We start from the raw sequence: 17,302 nt of genomic DNA, 5'->3' as shown, positions 1-17,302 counted from the left end.
CTTGGTAAAGTTTTTAAAGTTTATGCAATAACATCCCGTTACGCTTCCTTCATAACGATTTTTTTACAGACCATTGTGTAAATGTTAGGTTTATCTCACGGTAGGCCGATTACTGTCATTATCCTGATAAAACGGAAGGGGTTAATATGATTACGCTGTGGGGCCGGAACAACTCGACTAATGTTAAAAAAGTGTTGTGGACGCTTGAAGAGCTGGAACTGCCATACGATCAAATTCTGGCAGGCGGAAAATTCGGCGTTAACCAGGATGCCGACTATCTGGCGATGAATCCTAATGGACTGGTGCCGCTGCTTAAAGATGATGAAACCGACCTGTTATTGTGGGAATCCAATGCCATTGTCCGCTATCTGGCGGCGCAATACGGCCAGAACCGGCTATGGGTTGATAATCCGGCGCGGCGTGCGGAGGGCGAAAAATGGATGGACTGGGCGAATCAAACGTTAAGCCCGGCGCACCGCGTGATCCTGATGGGACTGGTCAGAACCCCGCCGGAAAAACGCGACCAGGCGGCAATTGAAGCTGGTATCGAAAAGTGTGATAGCCTGTTTGCGCTTCTTGATGATGCTCTGGCCCGCCAGCCGTGGTTCTCCGGAGATAACTTTGGCACCGGCGATATCGCTATTGCGCCTTTCGTCTATAACCTGCTGAACGTGGGTCTGAAATGGACGCCGCGCCCGAATCTGGAACGCTGGTATCAACAGCTTACCGAGCGCCCTGCTTTTCGCAAAGTGGTGATGATCCCGGTGACCTAACGCGTGGCTGCAGGACTTACCTTGAGTAACTGCCCGTCGGACTCATCGGTTAACACATATAAGTAGCCGTCAGGTCCGACACGCACATCCCGAATACGCTGCTTTCTGTCACCCAGAATACGGCCTTCTTCCGTCACCGTATTGCCATCGACGCGCATCACAATGACCTCTTTATCTTTTAGCGCGCTGATAAACAGTTTGTGCCGCCACGGCGCAAAAACGTCGCTGGCATAAAAAGCCATCCCGCTGATCGCCGGAGAATCCTTCCAGTAGTAAACCGGTTGCTCCGTTCCCTCGACAATTTCACCTTTGGCTTCCGGCACTTTCAGACCACTATAGTTGACGCCCCATGTGGCCAGCGGCCAGCCATAATTTTTGCCTTTTTCCGGGATGTTAATTTCATCGCCGCCGCGCGGACCGTGTTCATGCAGCCATAGCGCGCCGCTCCAGGGATTGATGGCCAGCCCCTGCGGATTACGAATACCGGCATTGTACATGGCAAGATCAACAACCTGCCCTTTCATGCCGGGCTGACAGGCGCGGTATTCATAGTCGACCTGAAAGCTGCGGCAACATGCCTGACAGCGGTAATGCTGGTGCCCTGCACTCCCCGGACCATACTTTTTAACGGATGCCGTTTGCGCGCAAAACGGGCATTTCACATCGACTTTAGCCATCATAAATCCTGCGATAAAAGTCGGTATTCGAAACGATAATCAACGATTGAATACATGATCGTTTTCTGGGGATTTCACTGCATGTCATGATGGTTTACTCCTGCGATGAATAAGAGAACGGCGTTTAACCGTAAAATCAACATGCAGCGGGTCGAGAATAAAGATTATTAACGGAGTGATACCGACTTGAATCCGCCGAGTACTTTTTAGAGTATGTTCCATTCTTCGCGCCGGAATCCCTGAGTAATAGCCTGTCTGATCTAAAATGGAGATCAGAAAAATATGACACAAGCTGTTGCATAACATGGATAAAATGGGTAGTCATGCAAGCGAGATAAGACAATGAATGTATTCATTACTGATGCTGGTCGCTTATCGTGGTTACAGTGTGATCCTTTTTGCTCCGCTGGTAGCACTTGGCGCAGTTCTGTTCACCCGTCCAGTGACGGTCGCCCCGGTTTTCAGTGATATATTTATGGATAAGTTGATCGGTTTTGTAAAACTTTATTTTCCTGTCTTTCTGCTGGGTGCAGTATTTGGCAAGCTGATTGAATTTGCTGGTTTTTACTACTCAATTGTCAGTGCTGTGACCTGCATGTATGGTGGGCCAGAACAAAGCCATGCCGATGATTATTCTTGTATGCGCTTTATTGACCTATGGAGGCGTATCATTGTTTGTGGTAGCGTTTGCCAATCTGTTCTTTGCTTGGCTGATTCCACATATTTACGGTGATCAGTTTATGATAAATCTGCCGGGGCTGAAAAAACCGCTGTAAACGGGTTAACCTGATGACCACGGGGAGCAGGTATTAGCATCTACGTTACAACGGTTCCGACAATATGTATGACCTGACCCCCTGTCAGCGGTCACCAGCGTCCTACCAGATCCCCGGATCATGGTAGGGCGGTGACACCGTCAGCCTACATTTTGTAGTTATCTCGACGTGACAGGAATTCGGATAGGCCGAAATACTCAGTCTGACTGAGCCTATAAAAAAGCAGCACACTGTATTATACGTTAATTATGAGCCACAACGATGCACTTTGATATAAAAGATTTAAAATTATTCCTTGCTATCAGTGAAGAAGGGAGCATAACACGTGGAGCGGAAAAAACTTACATGTCTGCCGCATCTGGTAGCGTGCGTATACGTAATCTTGAACAGAGTATCAATCTGAGATTGCTGTATCGTAGTAGCAAGGGGATAACGTTATCCTCTGCTGGTGAAACATTTAAACACCACGCCAGCCTTATTGTGAATCAGATGGAAATGTTACGTAGCGATATGCAGGAGCATGTTAAAGGCATCAAAGGACATGTCAGAATATTTTCCAGTATAACTGCTATTGCAGAGTATCTCCCCCCATTGTTGAGCCATTTCCTTACACTATATAACGATGTGAATATTGATCTCAGGGAGTATCCAAGTCCGGAAATTGTACGTTCTGTTATTGAGGGGAAAACTGATCTCGGAATTGTTGCTGGTAATATTACAACAGATAATCTTGAAATACTGCCGTTCCGTACTGATAGGCTAGTGCTTATCACCGCGACAGACCATCCCTTTGCTGACAGAAAAAGCGTGACCTTTCATGAATTAATTCAATATGAACAAATCAGCCTGCCTGAAGGGACAGGAATGTTTGAATTTATCCGAAAAAAGGCAGAACTAGTACCATCTAAACTGAAAATTAGAATACAGGTCGGCAACTTTGAAACATTTTGCCGTATGGTTGAAGCAAAAGTGGGCATTGGTATAATGCCTCACTCTGCTGCATCCCGTTTGCGTCAGTTGCATGAATTTTCGATTATTGATCTTGATGAATTTTGGTCATTAAGAAAATTACAAATCTGCGCCAGAAGCTTTGACAAATTACCCGGCTTCACACAAAAACTGGTTACTATGCTCACAGCTCAGAATGAGTGATAGCGTTACATCCCTGTATAATTTGGTCCGTTGCCACCTTCAGGCGTAGTCCAGGTTATATTTTGTTTAGGATCTTTAATGTCACAAACTTTACAGTGAATACAGTTCTGTGAATTTATTTGCAGACGCATATTTTGTGTTTCACTATCCTGTAAAAATTCATATACTCCGGCAGGGCAATATCGTTCTTCGGGGCCACCATAAATATCCAGATTAATGGATATAGGGATATTCTGATCACTGATTTTCAAATGTACTGGCTGGTCGTCATCATGCCAGGTGTTACTGAGATAGACGGATGACAAAATATCAAACGTCAGTTTACCGTCAGGTTTGTCGTACAGTTTTTTCTGGCTTTTGTTGGCCGGTTGCAGAGTGATATTGTCCGGTCGGTTATTTTTTACACGCCAGGGGATTTTTTTTATACCCATTCGGGGAAGCAGCCAATGCTCAATGCCAGTCATGATAAAACCTATCACACGCCCTTTTTTAAACCAGGGTTTGAAATTACTACCATTTTCCAGTTCCTGCCAAAGCCAGCTCTGTCGCAGTAATGTTTGATATTCTGTCAGTATGTCGTTTTTCCTGTTGTCCAGCAAAGCATTAAATATAGCGTCAGCCGCTATCATGCCACTTTTGATAGCTGTATGTATGCCCTTGATTCTACTTGCATTGAGCGTACCGGCATTACAACCAATCAGCAGACCACCAGGTAAACAGGGATCAGGCATAGACGCAATCCCGCCGTTATTGATTGCTCTTGCGCCATAACCAATACGCTTACCCCGGTCAATGTATTTGCGTATAGAAGGGTGTGTTTTCAGGCGCTGCATTTCCTGAAAAGGGCTTAACCAGGGATTTGAATAATCAAGTCCCACAACCAAACCTAGTGCAATTTTATTATCATTAAGATGATAGAGAAACCCACCCCCGAACGACTCTTTATCCAGAGGCCAACCTGTGGTGTGAATTACAAGCCCCGGATGGGACTGGTCTGATGGAACCTCCCACAACTCTTTTATGCCTATGCTAAAACTCTGGGGTGCTTTGCCTGTATCAAGATGAAATTTTTTGATCAGTTCTTTAGCCAGACTACCGCGGGCCCCTTCGGCAAAAATTGTATATTTTGCCAGAATTTCTATTCCACTCTGGAACCCCTCTTTCTTGCTGCCATCCCGATGACGTCCCATATCACCAGTTACTACACCGATAATGTTAGTATCCTGATCATACAGTATCTCAGTTGCCGAAAAGCCTGCATAAATATCCACGCCCGACGTTTCTGCCTGACCGGCGAGCCATTTAATGAGATTACCGAGGCTTACGATAAAGTTTCCATGGTTGCGAAAATTATCAGGAATCAATGCATCCGGCAAATTAATACATTTTTCATTCGTCAGTAACAGTAATTTATCCTGAGTAACAGGCTGTTTAATGGGTGCGCCTCTTTCCTGCCAATCAGGAATTAGTTCATTCAGCGCTCGGGGATCCATGACTGCCCCACTGAGAATATGAGAACCAGGCTCAGCTCCTTTATCAAGGACGATAATGGACAGTTCTTTTCCTGCGTCATTTGCCTGTAATTTAAGTTTAAGAGCTGCAGATAATCCGGCGGGTCCTGCTCCCACAATAAGAACATCACATTCTATTGTCTCACGTGATTGCTGGGTATTAGAAAGTGTATCGTTCATTATTAACTCCTTAATTTTTCAGCACCGTAGGAACAGCTATATTATGTAAATAAAATTGCATTCATATTGTAACCAATGAAATAAATATCATAGTGATAAAACAGATGAAATGGTATAGGAATGTTCAACCTTAGAAAAAGGTGCCTATAAGACTATATAGCCAGTTATCAACTATAAAAAAAATGTCGGTGATGATGAAGCATTCCATAACATTTATATTTATCTTTCTCCCTCAGATGAAAAAGAATATACACAAATCATTTTTAAGCCGTTCATCATAATTGCAGGAAAAGTCCCTATTTTCTTGGCATTCTATTATAGTTACCCGCGAGAAATAATCAGCCAACTGTCGGGTACAGAAGGGAGCGGCAATGACATGTTCAATCGAGACTATAATGACTCCGGACAGAGGTAACTGTTTCATAATATTTTTCCAATTGATTTGACATCAGAATGAACGTGGCATCTCCAGCACATGCTCAGCGATATAGCTCAGGATCAGGTTGGTAGATATGGGAGCAACCTGATATAAACGTGTTTCTCTAAACTTTCGTTCGATATCATACTCACAGGCAAAACCATATCCACCATGAAATTGCAGGCAGGCATTGGCTGCTTCCCAGCTGGCTTTCGCAGCAAGGTATTTCGCCATATTAGCCTGTGCTCCACAATCAAGATGCTGATCAAAAAGCTCGCACGCTTTAAAACGCATCAGATTAGCCGCTTCCACTGCAATAAATGCTTCTGCAATAGGAAACTGCACCCCCTGGTTCTGACCAATGGGACGACCAAAAACCTCACGCTCGCAGGTATAGCGGGTAACACGATCCATAAACCAATATCCATCGCCTATACATTCTGCCGCAATCAAGGTACGCTCTGCATTTAAACCATCAAGTATGTAATGAAAACCCATACCCTCTTCACCAATAAGATTTTCTTCGGGAATTTCCAGGTTGTCAAAAAAGAGCTCGTTGGTTTCATGATTGACCATATTGGGAATAGGTCGTACTGTCATTCCATTTTTCATAGCTTCTTTAATATCAACCATGAAAATAGACATCCCTTCGGATTTACGTTTTACATTTGCAAGCGGAGTAGTTCGAACCAGAAGAATCATCCAGTCTGAATGTTGAACACGTGAAATCCAGACTTTTTGTCCGTTTATCACATACCGGTCTTCTCTTTTTACAGCTGTAGTTTTAATTCTGGTGGTATCTGTACCTGCTGTGGGTTCTGTGACGCCCATCGACTGCAGGCGCCATTCACCAGTAGCTATCCGTGGCAGCCAGAATTCTTTCTGTTTATCGGATCCATGACGTAACAACGTATTCATGTTATACATCTGACCATGGCAGGCTCCAGAGTTTCCACCCGATCTATTGATCTCTTCCATGATAATAGATGCTTCAGTTAAACCAAGCCCTGACCCTCCAAATTCCTCCGGGATGAGCGCAGCCAGCCAACCAGCTTTGGTTAGTTTATTAACAAACTCTTCAGGATAGGCTTTTGCTTCATCTATCTTACGGTGATATTTATCATCAAATTCACTACATAATGAACGAATCGCATCACGAATATCCTGATATTTATCCTTTTCAATACTTTTCATAATTTTTTCCTCAATAAACCAGCGCCAACAGGGGGTAGAAAATGACCTTTTATCGGATGACCATCAGCAGATAGATCTGACTGGCGGTCGACAGGAAGAAAATAGAGCCAGTGCCATAATTCTGGCAGAACGCCCCCCCCCCCCTCTTTAAAGATTTTGATGTCTTTATCCAGAGTGGCGGCCAGCAGCTTAGCGGGACCGGGGTTAAGATAATCGGTGTTGCGCAGAATGCCAGGCTGCCAAATTTGAATATCAGTATATTGCATAAAAGTTACCTTTAAGGAGGAAAAAATATGATTTATAATTTATCGATAAGTTCAGGTACAGCTTTGAAAATATCAGCTACCAAACCATAATCCGCAATAGAAAAGATAGGAGCGTCAGGATCCTTATTAATAGCGACAATGACGCCTGACTCTTTCATCCCGGCAAGATGTTGTATGGCGCCAGAAATTCCCAGAGCAATATAAAGTTGAGGCGCAACGATTTTTCCGGTCTGGCCAATCTGATAATCATTTGGTGCATAACCAGCATCTACAGCAGCCCGGCTTGCCCCCACGGCAGCGCCTAATTTATCTGCCAGGTTATCAACAAGTTCTTTGAATGCCTGTGCACTTCCTACTCCTCGTCCACCTGATACTACAACTCTGGCGGATTGTAAGTCTGGACGGTTACTTTTATTAACATGTTGGCTAATAAATTTTACCTGATCTGAACCAAGAACAACCTCTGTAAATTCAATGGGGGCTTTTCCCTCATCTTCCGCAACCGCAGCCGCAAATGAGGTAGGACGAACAGTTATCACTTTATATTCATCATCACTGTGTACTGTGGCAATAGCGTTACCCGCATAGATTGGACGTTCAAAGGTATGTTGATCAATGACACGCGTAATATCACTAATCTGAGATACATCAAGTTTTGCTGCTAAGCGTGGCGCACAGTTTTTTCCAAAAGAGCTTGCAGGAAAAAGAATGGACTGATAATGATTTTTCCCACTATTCAAAAAATAGCTGATCTGTTTTTCCACATTCTCTGCCAGAAGGTGTTCGAATAGTGGGCTGTCAGCAATAAATACAGTGGATATCCCCTGAATATGACTGGCTTTAACTGCAATACTTTCTATACCATATCCTAACATAAGTATATCTATATCACTATTAATGGCTTTTGCCGCAGTGATAGTACTGAGTGTTGAAGGTAAAAGAGTATTGCCGTTATGTTCAGCAATAACTAAAGAAGCCATATTTTCCTCCTTAAATTACTTTTTCTTCGTTTTTTAATTTATCTAGCAGCGTGTTAATATCTGGAACGATTATGCCTGCTTTCCTTCTTGCTGGCTCATCAACTTTAATAATAGTCAATCTGGATGACGGGTTAATACCAAGTGAATCGAAATCTATCTCCTTAACAGGTTTCTTTTTGGCTTTAATAACATTCGGCAAGCTGATATTCCTCGGTGTATTCAGACGTAGATCTGTAGTGAGTACTGCAGGCAGGGATAAATTTAACGTTTCTAATCCTCCATCAACCTCACGAACAGCAGTTAATGAATTATCAGAAATAGTAATTTCACTAACATTAGTGGCTTGGGGAAGATCGAGTAATGCTGCCAGCATTTGGCCTACCTGATTACAATCATCGTCAATAGCTTGCTTGCCTAATAATATAATATCGGGTTTTTCATTCCGGGTAATAGCGGTGATAGTTTTGGCCACAATTAGTGGTGTAAGAGAGTTTTTTGTTAATATGTGTATTGCCCTGTCTGCCCCTGCTGCCAGTGCTGTACGCAATACATCCCCTACACCTGTGTTTCCTATAGACACTACAACAACCTCACTGATTAATCCCCGTTCTTTTAAACGTACTGCTTCTTCAACTGCAATTTCATCAAATGGATTGATACTGAGTTTTGAATCAGAAATATCAACATCAGAATGATCTCGCTTTATTCTAATTCTAACGTTATGATCGACAACTTGTTTTACACAAACTAAAGCTTTCATTGGTGACTCCTTCATATATTTACTAAATGCTATGAGCCAAAATCCTTTTTGCTTTTTCCAGTAACGGTTTATCCACCATTTGCCCTTCATGACTGAACGCTCCATGGGGATATTGAGCCAGTCGCATAATCTGGGGAACCCACTCGATTTCTTGTTTTAAATAGCTGAATGCTCTGTTTACATGTGAAATTTGTGGAGGGTGAATACATACCTTGCCACTGAACCCCATTTTACAGGAGTGAATAGCATTTTGTATTGTCAACTCGTTTTTCATAAATTCAGTTGTGATACCGTCAACAGAAGGATATGATCCAGCCAGGCGTGAAGTTATTACAATTTTTGCACGTACAGCAATCAGTACTTTTTCATCATTACTCATGAAATTCAGAGCATTTTCTCTGGCAATTATTTTTTTCTCAGATGACACCGCATTTTCTAAATCAAGGATTACGCTATCAGCACAACTGCTATTTGCTTTTTCAAATCGTTCAGGTTGGTCCCCCGTAACGAAAAGAAAAAACCGTTCTAACGTTTGCATTCTCGTCTCTCATTTGAATGGAGCATCTGATAATTCAATATATCTTAAAAAAATAATTTTCTGAATTAGCTTTTATCTAACCCCCCATTAAAATTGGTTCAGGTTCGCTGATAACAGAAAGAAACATGTAATTTATTGTTACAATAACAAAGATAAAATTTAATTATTTGATATAAATAACGTTTCAGAATAGTAAACGGCCGACATTCCGTACCTGTTTCAGGAGTGAATTCGACTATACCGTTCCCTAAGAACATCAACGATTGTCTGGTGAACCGAATTTAGTCACCTTTGGCGGAAAACAGGCTGGCATATAGGAGAGCATGACAACCCGGGTCATTCCCTCCGTGATTTTTTAGTAACACGCTGAAAAAGTATCTGAAACTTCATTCTGCAAGTGAGACTTTCCCCGAAGTCGATCGATACGTTTTATCTTGTGCCTGACCGATGCTACTCCTGACAAATCACGCCCAATACTGAATAAGTGTAAGAGATGCACCGTTAATCACTACACTGGTAGCCTCAATCAGAGATTGACGGCGGTAAAGGTGCAAAGGCTCCAGTATATTTTTAAAGGATTTTTGGCATAATGAACGAGCAGGCATAGTGATGATTTCCTTGAAAGTGTTAGCGCAATCAATTAGATCACATAACACTATGCCTGTCTTGGTTTGCTGGGGATTCCTCAGGAGTCGCCTCCCCTTGTTCAGACCTGTGTAAGCGGTGAATGTGCTTTCAGACTCTGAATACTCAGCGTCAAAGTTGTCAGACAGTTTTCAAGTTTATCTGCGTTGACGGCAATAAAGGTCGGACAATCATGGTGTCCGCTCATTAAACAAACGGCGGCGGCTGCAAGAGCGCCTTCGGCACGGCGCAGCGCGTTCCACTCTTCCTGATCGAGATGCAGTCCCTGCCGTAAAGCGTGATCGTGGAGCTCGCGATTCAGTTCAAAAAAATTGTCACGCAGAGTGTCACTTTCGCTGACTGACATATACCCCTTCGCTTTTCGCAATTGCAGATAAGCGGCAAGATCGATACGCGCGTTTATCAGCTTGTTGAGAAGATCGGTTCTCAGTCTGTCAACGACCATACCTTTTTTCCTCCTCTTTTCTACCAGGGTTCAACTTAATAGTATGGTCGTTTTTTAGACAAAGGGGTGTCAGAGATCAAGAATTTTCTTAGAATTGCCCTTTTTCACCTTTTGCTGATAACCACAACGGTTGATGCCGCCGCTCCCGATGAGATTGCGATACAATTTTTGTTCGGATATCTGTAGAATCCCTGCCCTGACCATTCCAATAAATGAACACTTTTTAAGCTATGAGTAATGTAACCCACCAGCCAAAGATCGGCTTCGTTTCCCTGGGCTGTCCGAAAAACCTCGTTGATTCGGAACGAATCCTGACTGAGCTTCGTACCGAAGGCTATGACGTTGTGCCACGCTATGACGATGCGGATATGGTTATCGTTAATACCTGTGGCTTTATTGACAGCGCGGTACAAGAGTCACTGGAAGCCATTGGCGAAGCGCTGAACGAAAACGGTAAGGTAATCGTCACCGGCTGCCTGGGCGCAAAAGAAGATCAGATCCGCGAAGTGCATCCGAAAGTACTGGAAATCACCGGGCCGCATAGCTATGAGCAAGTTCTGCAGCACGTACATCATTACGTACCGAAGCCGAAGCACAATCCATTTTTAAGCCTCGTACCAGAACAGGGTGTAAAACTGACGCCGCGCCATTATGCGTATCTGAAAATTTCTGAAGGCTGTAATCACCGCTGCACGTTCTGCATCATCCCGTCGATGCGCGGGGATCTGGTCAGCCGCCCGATTGGCGACGTATTAAGCGAAGCGAAACGTCTGGTTGATGCCGGGGTCAAAGAGATTCTGGTGATTTCGCAAGATACCTCCGCCTACGGCGTAGATGTGAAGCACCGCACCGGATTCCATAATGGCGAACCGGTGAAAACCAGTATGGTGAGCCTGTGCGAGCAGTTATCAAAACTGGGCGTCTGGACACGTCTGCACTACGTCTACCCCTACCCACACGTTGATGATGTGATTCCGCTAATGGCGGAAGGCAAAATCCTGCCTTATCTGGACATTCCGCTGCAACATGCCAGCCCGCGGATTCTTAAACTGATGAAACGTCCCGGTTCCGTTGACCGCCAACTGGCGCGCATTAAGCAGTGGCGCGAAATCTGCCCGGAACTGACCCTACGCTCCACCTTTATTGTCGGCTTCCCCGGCGAAACGGAAGAAGACTTCCAGATGCTGCTCGACTTCCTGAAAGAGGCGCGCCTCGATCGTGTAGGCTGCTTCAAGTACAGCCCGGTGGAAGGCGCAGGCGCGAATGAGCTGCCGGATCAGGTGCCGGAAGAGGTGAAAGAAGAGCGCTGGAACCGCTTTATGCAACTGCAACAGCAAATCTCCGCTGAGCGCTTGCAGGAAAAAGTGGGCCGCGAAATTCTGGTGATCGTCGATGAGGTTGACGAAGAAGGCGCTATCGGGCGTAGCATGGCGGATGCGCCGGAAATTGACGGCGCGGTCTATTTGAACGGCGAAACCAACGTCAAGCCGGGCGATATCGTGCGCGTGAAAGTGGAAAACGCCGACGAATATGATTTGTGGGGCAGTCGGGTTTAACGCCACCTCCCCCGGCGCGGGTGCCGGATGTGTTATCCCGCCTGACGAGCCCGTTCCAGGCCCGCCAAGCGTCAACGCCACCGGGCTGGCTTACCCCTTAATCTTCGGGTCCAGCGCATCGCGCAACCCGTCGCCTAACAGGTTAAACGCCAGCACAGTCAGGAAAATCGCCACCGCCGGGAAGAGCGCTACGTGCGGCGCGATGACCATATCCGCCCGCGCTTCATTGAGCATCGCTCCCCACTCCGGCGTTGGCGGCTGCGCGCCTAATCCGAGAAATGACAGGCTTGCCGCGGAAATAATTGATGTACCGATACGCATCGTAAAGAAAACCACAATTGACGAGACCGTTCCCGGCAATATATGGCTAAACAAAATCGTCGTGTCGCTGGCGCCGATACTGCGGGCAGACTCAATAAACGTTTGCTGTTTTAAGACCAGGGTATTTCCGCGCACCAGACGAGCAAACGCCGGAATAGAGAAAATCGCCACCGCAACGATCACATTAGCAATACCGCTGCCTAACACCGCCACAACGGCAATCGCCAGCAAAATGCCGGGGAAGGCGAACAGCACATCGCAAATGCGCATAATAAAACGATCCCACCAGCCTTCATAATATCCCGCCAGCAATCCCAACACCGTACCGATTATCGCGCCGATAAATACCGCGAACACGCCCGCAGCCAGTGAGATCTGCGCCCCAACGAGAACCCGGCTAAAGATGTCTCTTCCCAGCGAGTCAACGCCAAACCAGTGCTGCAAAGAGGGGCCATTGTTCAGGCTATCGTAGTCAAAATAGTTTTCCGCATCGTAGGGCGTCAGCCAACGGGCAAAAATCGCCACCAGAATTAACGCCAGTACGAATCCCCCGGCGACCAACGCGACATGCTGGCGGCGAAAACGACGCCAGAACTCCCGCCACGGCGTGCGTATCTGGTCGGGTTTTACCACCGGCATAGCATGTAAAATCGCCTGACGGCGCCAGTTAAATAATCGCATCCTTACTTATACCTGATAGCCGGATTAATGGCGGCATAGAGGACATCCACCACTAAGTTGATAAGAATAAATTCCAGAGAAAACAGCAGCACTTCCGCCTGAATCACGGGGTAGTCGCGCATGTCGACGGAGTCGACCAGTAACCGCCCAAGCCCCGGCCAGTTAAACACTTTTTCGACGACGATCGATCCGCCAAGCAGAAAGCCAAATTGCAGTCCCATCATGGTGACGACCGGGATCATTGCATTGCGCAGGCCATGTTTTAACACCACCCACGTTTCACTGACGCCTTTCGCCCGCGCGGTCCTCATGTAATCCTCGCTCAGGACATCGACAAACGAGGAGCGTGTAAAACGCGCCATAACAGATGCCACCGCCGCGCCAAGCGTCAGGGAGGGTAAAATATAATGTTGCCAGCTATCCGCCCCCACGGTCGGTAGCCAGCCCAGATCCACGGAAAAAATCTGCATTAACAACATTCCCAGCGCAAAAGCCGGGAAAGAAATGCCGGTCACGGCAAGCGTCATTCCTACCCGGTCAGGCCAGCGATTACGCCACACGGCGGCGGCGATGCCGATCGCCATGCCAAACAGCACCGCCCATATCATACTGGTTATCGTCAGCCACAGCGTCGGCAAAAAGCGGCTGGCGATCTCCTCAGAAACCGGGCGGCGGGAAACCATTGACGTCCCGAAATCGCCTTGTAAAACATGGGTGATGTAATGCCAAAACTGGACATGAAGCGGCTGATCAAGCCCCAGCTGCTGACGAACCAGCGCGATCACCTGCGCGTCGGCTTCCGGTCCGGCTATCAGCCGCGCCGGGTCGCCGGGCAACAAATGAACAAATAAAAACACCAGCACTGCCACAATCAACAGCGTAGGAATTAATCCCAGCAGGCGCTTGAGAACATAGTTAAGCATCACACGAACCTTTTACCGGATGGCGGACAACGCGCGCGCCATCCAGCCCCATCGCATTACTTACTTCAAATCCGCATCGTCAAAGCTGAAACCGGTATCCGGCATAATCCAGAAACCGGTCAAATTTTTACTGTGCGCAGAAACCAATTTCTCCACCACCAACGGTATCCAGGGCGACTCTTTCCAGATAATATCCTGCGCCTCTTTGTACAATCGTGTTTTCTCCTGCGGATCGTTGGTTTTTAAAGCCGCCGCCAAATCACTGTCGACCTGCTTGTTGCTGTAAAAAGCGGTATTAAACTGCGTCGGCGGCCAGTTTTGTGATGCGAAGAGCGGCGATAACGCCCAGTCAGCTTCGCCCGTCGACGCCGACCAGCCGGTATAGAACATTCGCACGCCGCTCTCTTTTTGCCCTTTGCCCTCAACTTCCGCGGCGCGCTGGCCGGCGTCCATCGCGGTTATCCGGGCTTTAATGCCAATCTGCGCCAGTTGCTGTTGGGTAAACTGCAACACTTTTTGCGCGGTGCTATGGTTGTGCGATGACCACAGCGTGGTACTGAAACCGTCTGGATACCCCGCCTCTTTCAACAGTTCGCGCGCTTTAGCCGGATCATAGGGCCACGGCTGATAGCTTTGCGCATAGGCTATCGACGGCGGCACCACGCCCGTCGCCGGCGTGGCGTATCCGGCAAACGCCACTTTAACCAGCGCCTGACGATTGATAGCGTAATTCAACGCCTCACGCACCTTAGGATTATCAAACGGCTTCTGCGTCACATTCATACTGATATAACGCTGCATAATGGACGGGCTGGCGACCAGTTCGAGGTTTTTATTTTTCGCCAGTAACGCGGCCTGCTCATAAGGGATAGGAAAAGCAAATTGCGCTTCGCCGGTTTGCAGCATCGCCGCGCGGGTATTGTTGTCAGTAACCGGACGCCAGGTAATAGAATCCAGCTTGGGTAAGCCCTGCTGCCAGTAACCGGCGAACTTTTTCACTTTGACAAAGTCGGTCTGATTCCAGGTTTCAAGCTGATATGGACCAGTGCCGACCGGATGAAAACCAATATCCTTGCCATATTTTTCCAACGCTTGCGGCGAGATCATCGCCGTCGCCGGGTACGCCAGAATATTAATGAAAGCGGAGAACGGCTGTTTCAGGGTAATTTTTACCGTTGCCGGATCGACGACTTCCGTTTTTGCGATATTTTTATACAGGTTATAACGCTTGAGGTGGTTATCCGGATTGCTGGCGCGATCGAGATTCGCTTTTACCGCCGCCGCATTAAAATCCGCGCCGTCCTGAAATTTCACCCCCCGTCGTAGGGTAATGGTGTAGGTCAGACCGTCATCAGAAACGGTATAGCCTTCCGCCAGGACGTTTTTTACCTTCATGTCTTTATCCAGGCCAAACAGCCCCTGATAAAATGACTTCGCCACCGCCTGCGAGAGCGTATCGTTGGCGTCATACGGATCGAGCGTGGTGAAATTAGACCCTACCGCCACCACCACATCTTTGGCCGCCAGGGCCGGAAAAGCCGCAATGGATGAGGCCAGTCCCAGCGCCGCCAGCCATTTATGCGTAATAAATTGCGTCATGTTGTTCTCCTGAAACCCTGCCTGTCTGAATGTTATAAGCGCGAGAGCGCATTATCCTGCAGCGGCCGCGCAACATAATGTCCCGGCCCGACCAACTGTAATGAAACGGCGGGCGTCTCTTCGCCACGTTTATGAATATTGCTGGGTATATCATCTGATAGCAGAACGCGCCGCGGCCGGTGTCTGGAGGGATCGGCAACCGGCACCGCCGCCATCAATTTACGCGTATAAGGATGCTGCGGATTTTCAAAAACGGCGCGCCGCGGCCCCATCTCAACAATTTGACCAAGATACATCACCGCCACGCGATGGCTAATTCGCTCCACGACCGCCATATCATGCGAAATAAACAGGTAGGCGATCCCCATTTCCCGTTGTAAATCGAGCAGTAAATTAATGATCTGTCCGCGAACGGAAACATCCAGCGCGGAGACCGCCTCATCGGCAATAATCACTTTAGGATTCAATGCCAGCGCGCGAGCTATGCAGATGCGCTGACGTTGACCGCCGGAAAACTCGTGCGGATAACGCCAGGCATGTTCAGGACGTAATACGACACGCTCAAGCAACCAGGCCACGCGCTTTGCCGCAGCGTCCCCCTGCCCCAGGCCATGAATCCGTAAAGGTTCCATAATGGAATACCCCACGGTCTGGCGCGGGTCGAGCGAGGCGTAAGGGTCCTGGAAAATACATTGAATATCGCGGCGCAACGGCTGGAGTTTACCCGCAGACAACGTGTCAATGCGCTGGCCGTTAAAGATAATCTCCCCCTGCCGGGATTCAACCAACCGCAGCAGCGCGCGTCCGGTCGTCGATTTTCCGCTACCGGACTCGCCCACCAGCGATAGCGTTTCGCCGGGCCAGAGATCGAAACTGATATTCTCAACGGCATGAACTTCACGCGTAACGCGGTTAAAGAGACCGCTACGCAGCGGGAATCGCGTCACCAGCCCCCGAACCTGGAGAATAGGCTCGCCTTCCACCACCGTGTCTTGCTCAATCTGCGATTCATAAAGGGCTGGTTCGTCAGCGGAAATCAACGGGAAACGGCGTGGCAGCGAGTGGCCGCGCATCGCGCCAAGCTGAGGGACGGCGGCCAGTAACGTTTGGGTATAAGGATGCGTCGGCGCATGGAAAATCTGCTCTACGCTGCCGGTTTCCACGGCCTCGCCCTGATACATCACCAGCACGCGATCGGCAATATCCGCCACGACGCCCATGTCGTGGGTGATAAAAATCACGCCCATCGACATCTCTTGCTGCAACACTTTGATAAGTTGCAGAATTTGCGCCTGGATAGTGACATCCAGCGCCGTGGTGGGTTCATCGGCAATCAATACCGCCGGACGGCAGGATAGCGCCATCGCGATCATGACTCGCTGGCGCATCCCGCCGGAAAGCTGATGCGGATAACGCGATAAAATCGCCTGCGACTCCGGGATCCGTACCTGATCGAGCATACGTTTCGCTTCCGCCAGCGCCTCTTCGTGGCTGGCCCGCTGATGCAAACGAATAGATTCGGCAATTTGCTCGCCAACGGTAAATACCGGGTTGAGCGAGGTCATTGGCTCCTGGAAAATCATGGCGATATCCGCGCCGCGCACACGCCGCATCTGCGCGTCACTCTGCTCAGACAGCTCAATCACCTGACGATTACGCCGACGCAACAGCATTTCGCCGCAGCGCACGTTCGCGCCCGACTGCTCAATCAGCCGCATTAACGCCAGCGCCGTCACCGATTTTCCCGAGCCCGACTCGCCGACAATCGCCAGAGTCTCTCCACGCTTCAGGCGTAATGACACATTACGCACGGCGTCTACCTGTTGCCCTTCGTGGTGAAACGCGATATTCAGGCCACTGACGGACAGAACATCGCGGCTATCCAGTTCATCGCTGTGCGGCACCTG

Annotated in this window: 15 protein-coding genes and 3 pseudogenes; 4 read left to right on the top strand and 14 right to left on the bottom strand. The window is 47.8% G+C overall.

The window, feature by feature from the left end; genetic code table 11:
- Positions 1-146: 146 nt before the first annotated feature.
- The gene (locus ACLJRU_RS13240; protein WP_000631910.1) at positions 147-773 is read left to right on the top strand and encodes a glutathione S-transferase family protein; all 627 of its coding nucleotides are present in this window, start codon (positions 147-149) and stop codon (positions 771-773) included.
- Here ACLJRU_RS13240 and ACLJRU_RS13235 read toward each other — a convergent pair.
- Both ACLJRU_RS13235 and ACLJRU_RS13230 read right to left on the bottom strand, forming a co-directional pair.
- On the bottom strand, positions 770-1,297 hold the full coding sequence (locus ACLJRU_RS13235; protein ID WP_408990116.1) for a PQQ-dependent sugar dehydrogenase: 528 nt from the start codon (positions 1,295-1,297) through the stop codon (positions 770-772). The genes ACLJRU_RS13240 and ACLJRU_RS13235 overlap by 4 nt on opposite strands.
- 60 nt (positions 1,298-1,357) lie before the next feature.
- Positions 1,358-1,450: pseudogene (locus ACLJRU_RS13230) on the bottom strand (IS1 family transposase); the annotation flags it as partial.
- A gap of 346 nt (positions 1,451-1,796) precedes the next feature.
- Between ACLJRU_RS13230 and ACLJRU_RS13225 the strand changes: the two are divergent.
- Together ACLJRU_RS13225 and ACLJRU_RS13220 are read left to right on the top strand one after the other, a co-directional pair.
- Positions 1,797-2,226, top strand: a pseudogene (locus ACLJRU_RS13225) (GntP family permease).
- 261 nt (positions 2,227-2,487) lie between these two features.
- On the top strand, positions 2,488-3,378 hold the full coding sequence (locus ACLJRU_RS13220; RefSeq protein WP_000545326.1) for a LysR family transcriptional regulator: 891 nt from the start codon (positions 2,488-2,490) through the stop codon (positions 3,376-3,378).
- Positions 3,379-3,383: 5 nt separating this feature from the next.
- On the opposite strand, the gene ACLJRU_RS13215 is transcribed toward ACLJRU_RS13220, so the two are convergent.
- From ACLJRU_RS13215 to bssR, 8 genes and pseudogenes are all read right to left on the bottom strand, one after another.
- Complete coding sequence (locus ACLJRU_RS13215) at positions 3,384-5,069, bottom strand: electron transfer flavoprotein-ubiquinone oxidoreductase (protein ID WP_001000306.1); 1,686 nt, start codon at positions 5,067-5,069, stop codon at positions 3,384-3,386.
- A gap of 448 nt (positions 5,070-5,517) precedes the next feature.
- A complete protein-coding gene (locus tag ACLJRU_RS13210) occupies positions 5,518-6,681 on the bottom strand; it encodes an acyl-CoA dehydrogenase family protein (RefSeq protein ID WP_000835380.1) in 1,164 nt (387 codons plus the stop codon).
- Entirely contained in the window at positions 6,678-6,947 is a 270-nt protein-coding gene (locus ACLJRU_RS13205; protein WP_187790647.1) for a hypothetical protein, read from the bottom strand. Before ACLJRU_RS13205 ends, ACLJRU_RS13210 begins: the two co-directional genes overlap by 4 nt.
- A 32-nt stretch (positions 6,948-6,979) precedes the next feature.
- Positions 6,980-7,927 carry an electron transfer flavoprotein subunit alpha/FixB family protein gene (locus tag ACLJRU_RS13200; protein ID WP_001539571.1) on the bottom strand — a complete coding sequence of 316 codons (948 nt, stop codon included), beginning with the start codon at positions 7,925-7,927 and terminating at the stop codon, positions 6,980-6,982.
- A gap of 10 nt (positions 7,928-7,937) precedes the next feature.
- Complete coding sequence (locus ACLJRU_RS13195; protein WP_001521753.1) at positions 7,938-8,687, bottom strand: electron transfer flavoprotein subunit beta/FixA family protein; 750 nt, start codon at positions 8,685-8,687, stop codon at positions 7,938-7,940.
- 22 nt (positions 8,688-8,709) lie between these two features.
- The gene (locus ACLJRU_RS13190; RefSeq protein ID WP_001521476.1) at positions 8,710-9,225 is read right to left on the bottom strand and encodes a CoA ester lyase; all 516 of its coding nucleotides are present in this window, start codon (positions 9,223-9,225) and stop codon (positions 8,710-8,712) included.
- Between the two features lie 319 nt (positions 9,226-9,544).
- A pseudogene (locus ACLJRU_RS13185) lies at positions 9,545-9,830 on the bottom strand (IS4 family transposase); the annotation flags it as partial.
- 101 nt (positions 9,831-9,931) lie between these two features.
- Positions 9,932-10,315 (bottom strand): biofilm formation regulator BssR, encoded by a 384-nt coding sequence (gene bssR, locus ACLJRU_RS13180; protein WP_000259651.1) that lies wholly within the window; start codon positions 10,313-10,315, stop codon positions 9,932-9,934.
- Between the two features lie 230 nt (positions 10,316-10,545).
- Between bssR and rimO the strand changes: the two genes are divergently transcribed.
- Positions 10,546-11,871 carry a 30S ribosomal protein S12 methylthiotransferase RimO gene (rimO, locus tag ACLJRU_RS13175; protein ID WP_000073317.1) on the top strand — a complete coding sequence of 442 codons (1,326 nt, stop codon included), beginning with the start codon at positions 10,546-10,548 and terminating at the stop codon, positions 11,869-11,871.
- A gap of 90 nt (positions 11,872-11,961) precedes the next feature.
- On the opposite strand, the gene gsiD is transcribed toward rimO, so the two are convergent.
- From gsiD to gsiA, 4 genes are read right to left on the bottom strand one after another with little or no spacing between them, the layout of a single operon-like run.
- Positions 11,962-12,873, bottom strand: a complete 912-nt coding sequence (gsiD, locus tag ACLJRU_RS13170) for a glutathione ABC transporter permease GsiD (protein WP_001236024.1) — start codon at positions 12,871-12,873, stop codon at positions 11,962-11,964.
- 2 nt (positions 12,874-12,875) lie between these two features.
- The gene (gene gsiC / locus ACLJRU_RS13165; protein WP_000936066.1) at positions 12,876-13,796 is read right to left on the bottom strand and encodes a glutathione ABC transporter permease GsiC; all 921 of its coding nucleotides are present in this window, start codon (positions 13,794-13,796) and stop codon (positions 12,876-12,878) included.
- Between the two features lie 60 nt (positions 13,797-13,856).
- Positions 13,857-15,395 carry a glutathione ABC transporter substrate-binding protein GsiB gene (gene gsiB, locus ACLJRU_RS13160; protein WP_023234758.1) on the bottom strand — a complete coding sequence of 513 codons (1,539 nt, stop codon included), beginning with the start codon at positions 15,393-15,395 and terminating at the stop codon, positions 13,857-13,859.
- Between the two features lie 32 nt (positions 15,396-15,427).
- Positions 15,428-17,299 carry a glutathione ABC transporter ATP-binding protein GsiA gene (gsiA, locus tag ACLJRU_RS13155; RefSeq protein ID WP_023234757.1) on the bottom strand — a complete coding sequence of 624 codons (1,872 nt, stop codon included), beginning with the start codon at positions 17,297-17,299 and terminating at the stop codon, positions 15,428-15,430.
- Positions 17,300-17,302 lie beyond the last annotated feature (3 nt).

The organism is Salmonella sp. SAL00653 (genome assembly GCF_046552515.1).
Taxonomy (GTDB): domain Bacteria; phylum Pseudomonadota; class Gammaproteobacteria; order Enterobacterales; family Enterobacteriaceae; genus Salmonella; species Salmonella enterica.
Note: the sequence above shows the minus strand (reverse complement) of the source record. Positions and strands in the feature narration are given on the sequence as shown.

Coding starts and splice junctions, on each gene's coding strand:
- ACLJRU_RS13205 (WP_187790647.1), bottom strand. CDS start 6,947: ATGCAATATACTGATATTCAAATTTGGCAGCCTGGCATTCTGCGCAAC.
- ACLJRU_RS13215 (WP_001000306.1), bottom strand. CDS start 5,069: ATGAACGATACACTTTCTAATACCCAGCAATCACGTGAGACAATAGAA.
- gsiD (WP_001236024.1), bottom strand. CDS start 12,873: ATGCGATTATTTAACTGGCGCCGTCAGGCGATTTTACATGCTATGCCG.
- ACLJRU_RS13190 (WP_001521476.1), bottom strand. CDS start 9,225: ATGCAAACGTTAGAACGGTTTTTTCTTTTCGTTACGGGGGACCAACCT.
- ACLJRU_RS13220 (WP_000545326.1), top strand. CDS start 2,488: ATGCACTTTGATATAAAAGATTTAAAATTATTCCTTGCTATCAGTGAA.
- ACLJRU_RS13195 (WP_001521753.1), bottom strand. CDS start 8,687: ATGAAAGCTTTAGTTTGTGTAAAACAAGTTGTCGATCATAACGTTAGA.
- rimO (WP_000073317.1), top strand. CDS start 10,546: ATGAGTAATGTAACCCACCAGCCAAAGATCGGCTTCGTTTCCCTGGGC.
- ACLJRU_RS13235 (WP_408990116.1), bottom strand. CDS start 1,297: ATGAAAGGGCAGGTTGTTGATCTTGCCATGTACAATGCCGGTATTCGT.
- gsiC (WP_000936066.1), bottom strand. CDS start 13,796: ATGCTTAACTATGTTCTCAAGCGCCTGCTGGGATTAATTCCTACGCTG.
- ACLJRU_RS13200 (WP_001539571.1), bottom strand. CDS start 7,927: ATGGCTTCTTTAGTTATTGCTGAACATAACGGCAATACTCTTTTACCT.
- ACLJRU_RS13240 (WP_000631910.1), top strand. CDS start 147: ATGATTACGCTGTGGGGCCGGAACAACTCGACTAATGTTAAAAAAGTG.
- ACLJRU_RS13210 (WP_000835380.1), bottom strand. CDS start 6,681: ATGAAAAGTATTGAAAAGGATAAATATCAGGATATTCGTGATGCGATT.
- bssR (WP_000259651.1), bottom strand. CDS start 10,315: ATGGTCGTTGACAGACTGAGAACCGATCTTCTCAACAAGCTGATAAAC.
- gsiB (WP_023234758.1), bottom strand. CDS start 15,395: ATGACGCAATTTATTACGCATAAATGGCTGGCGGCGCTGGGACTGGCC.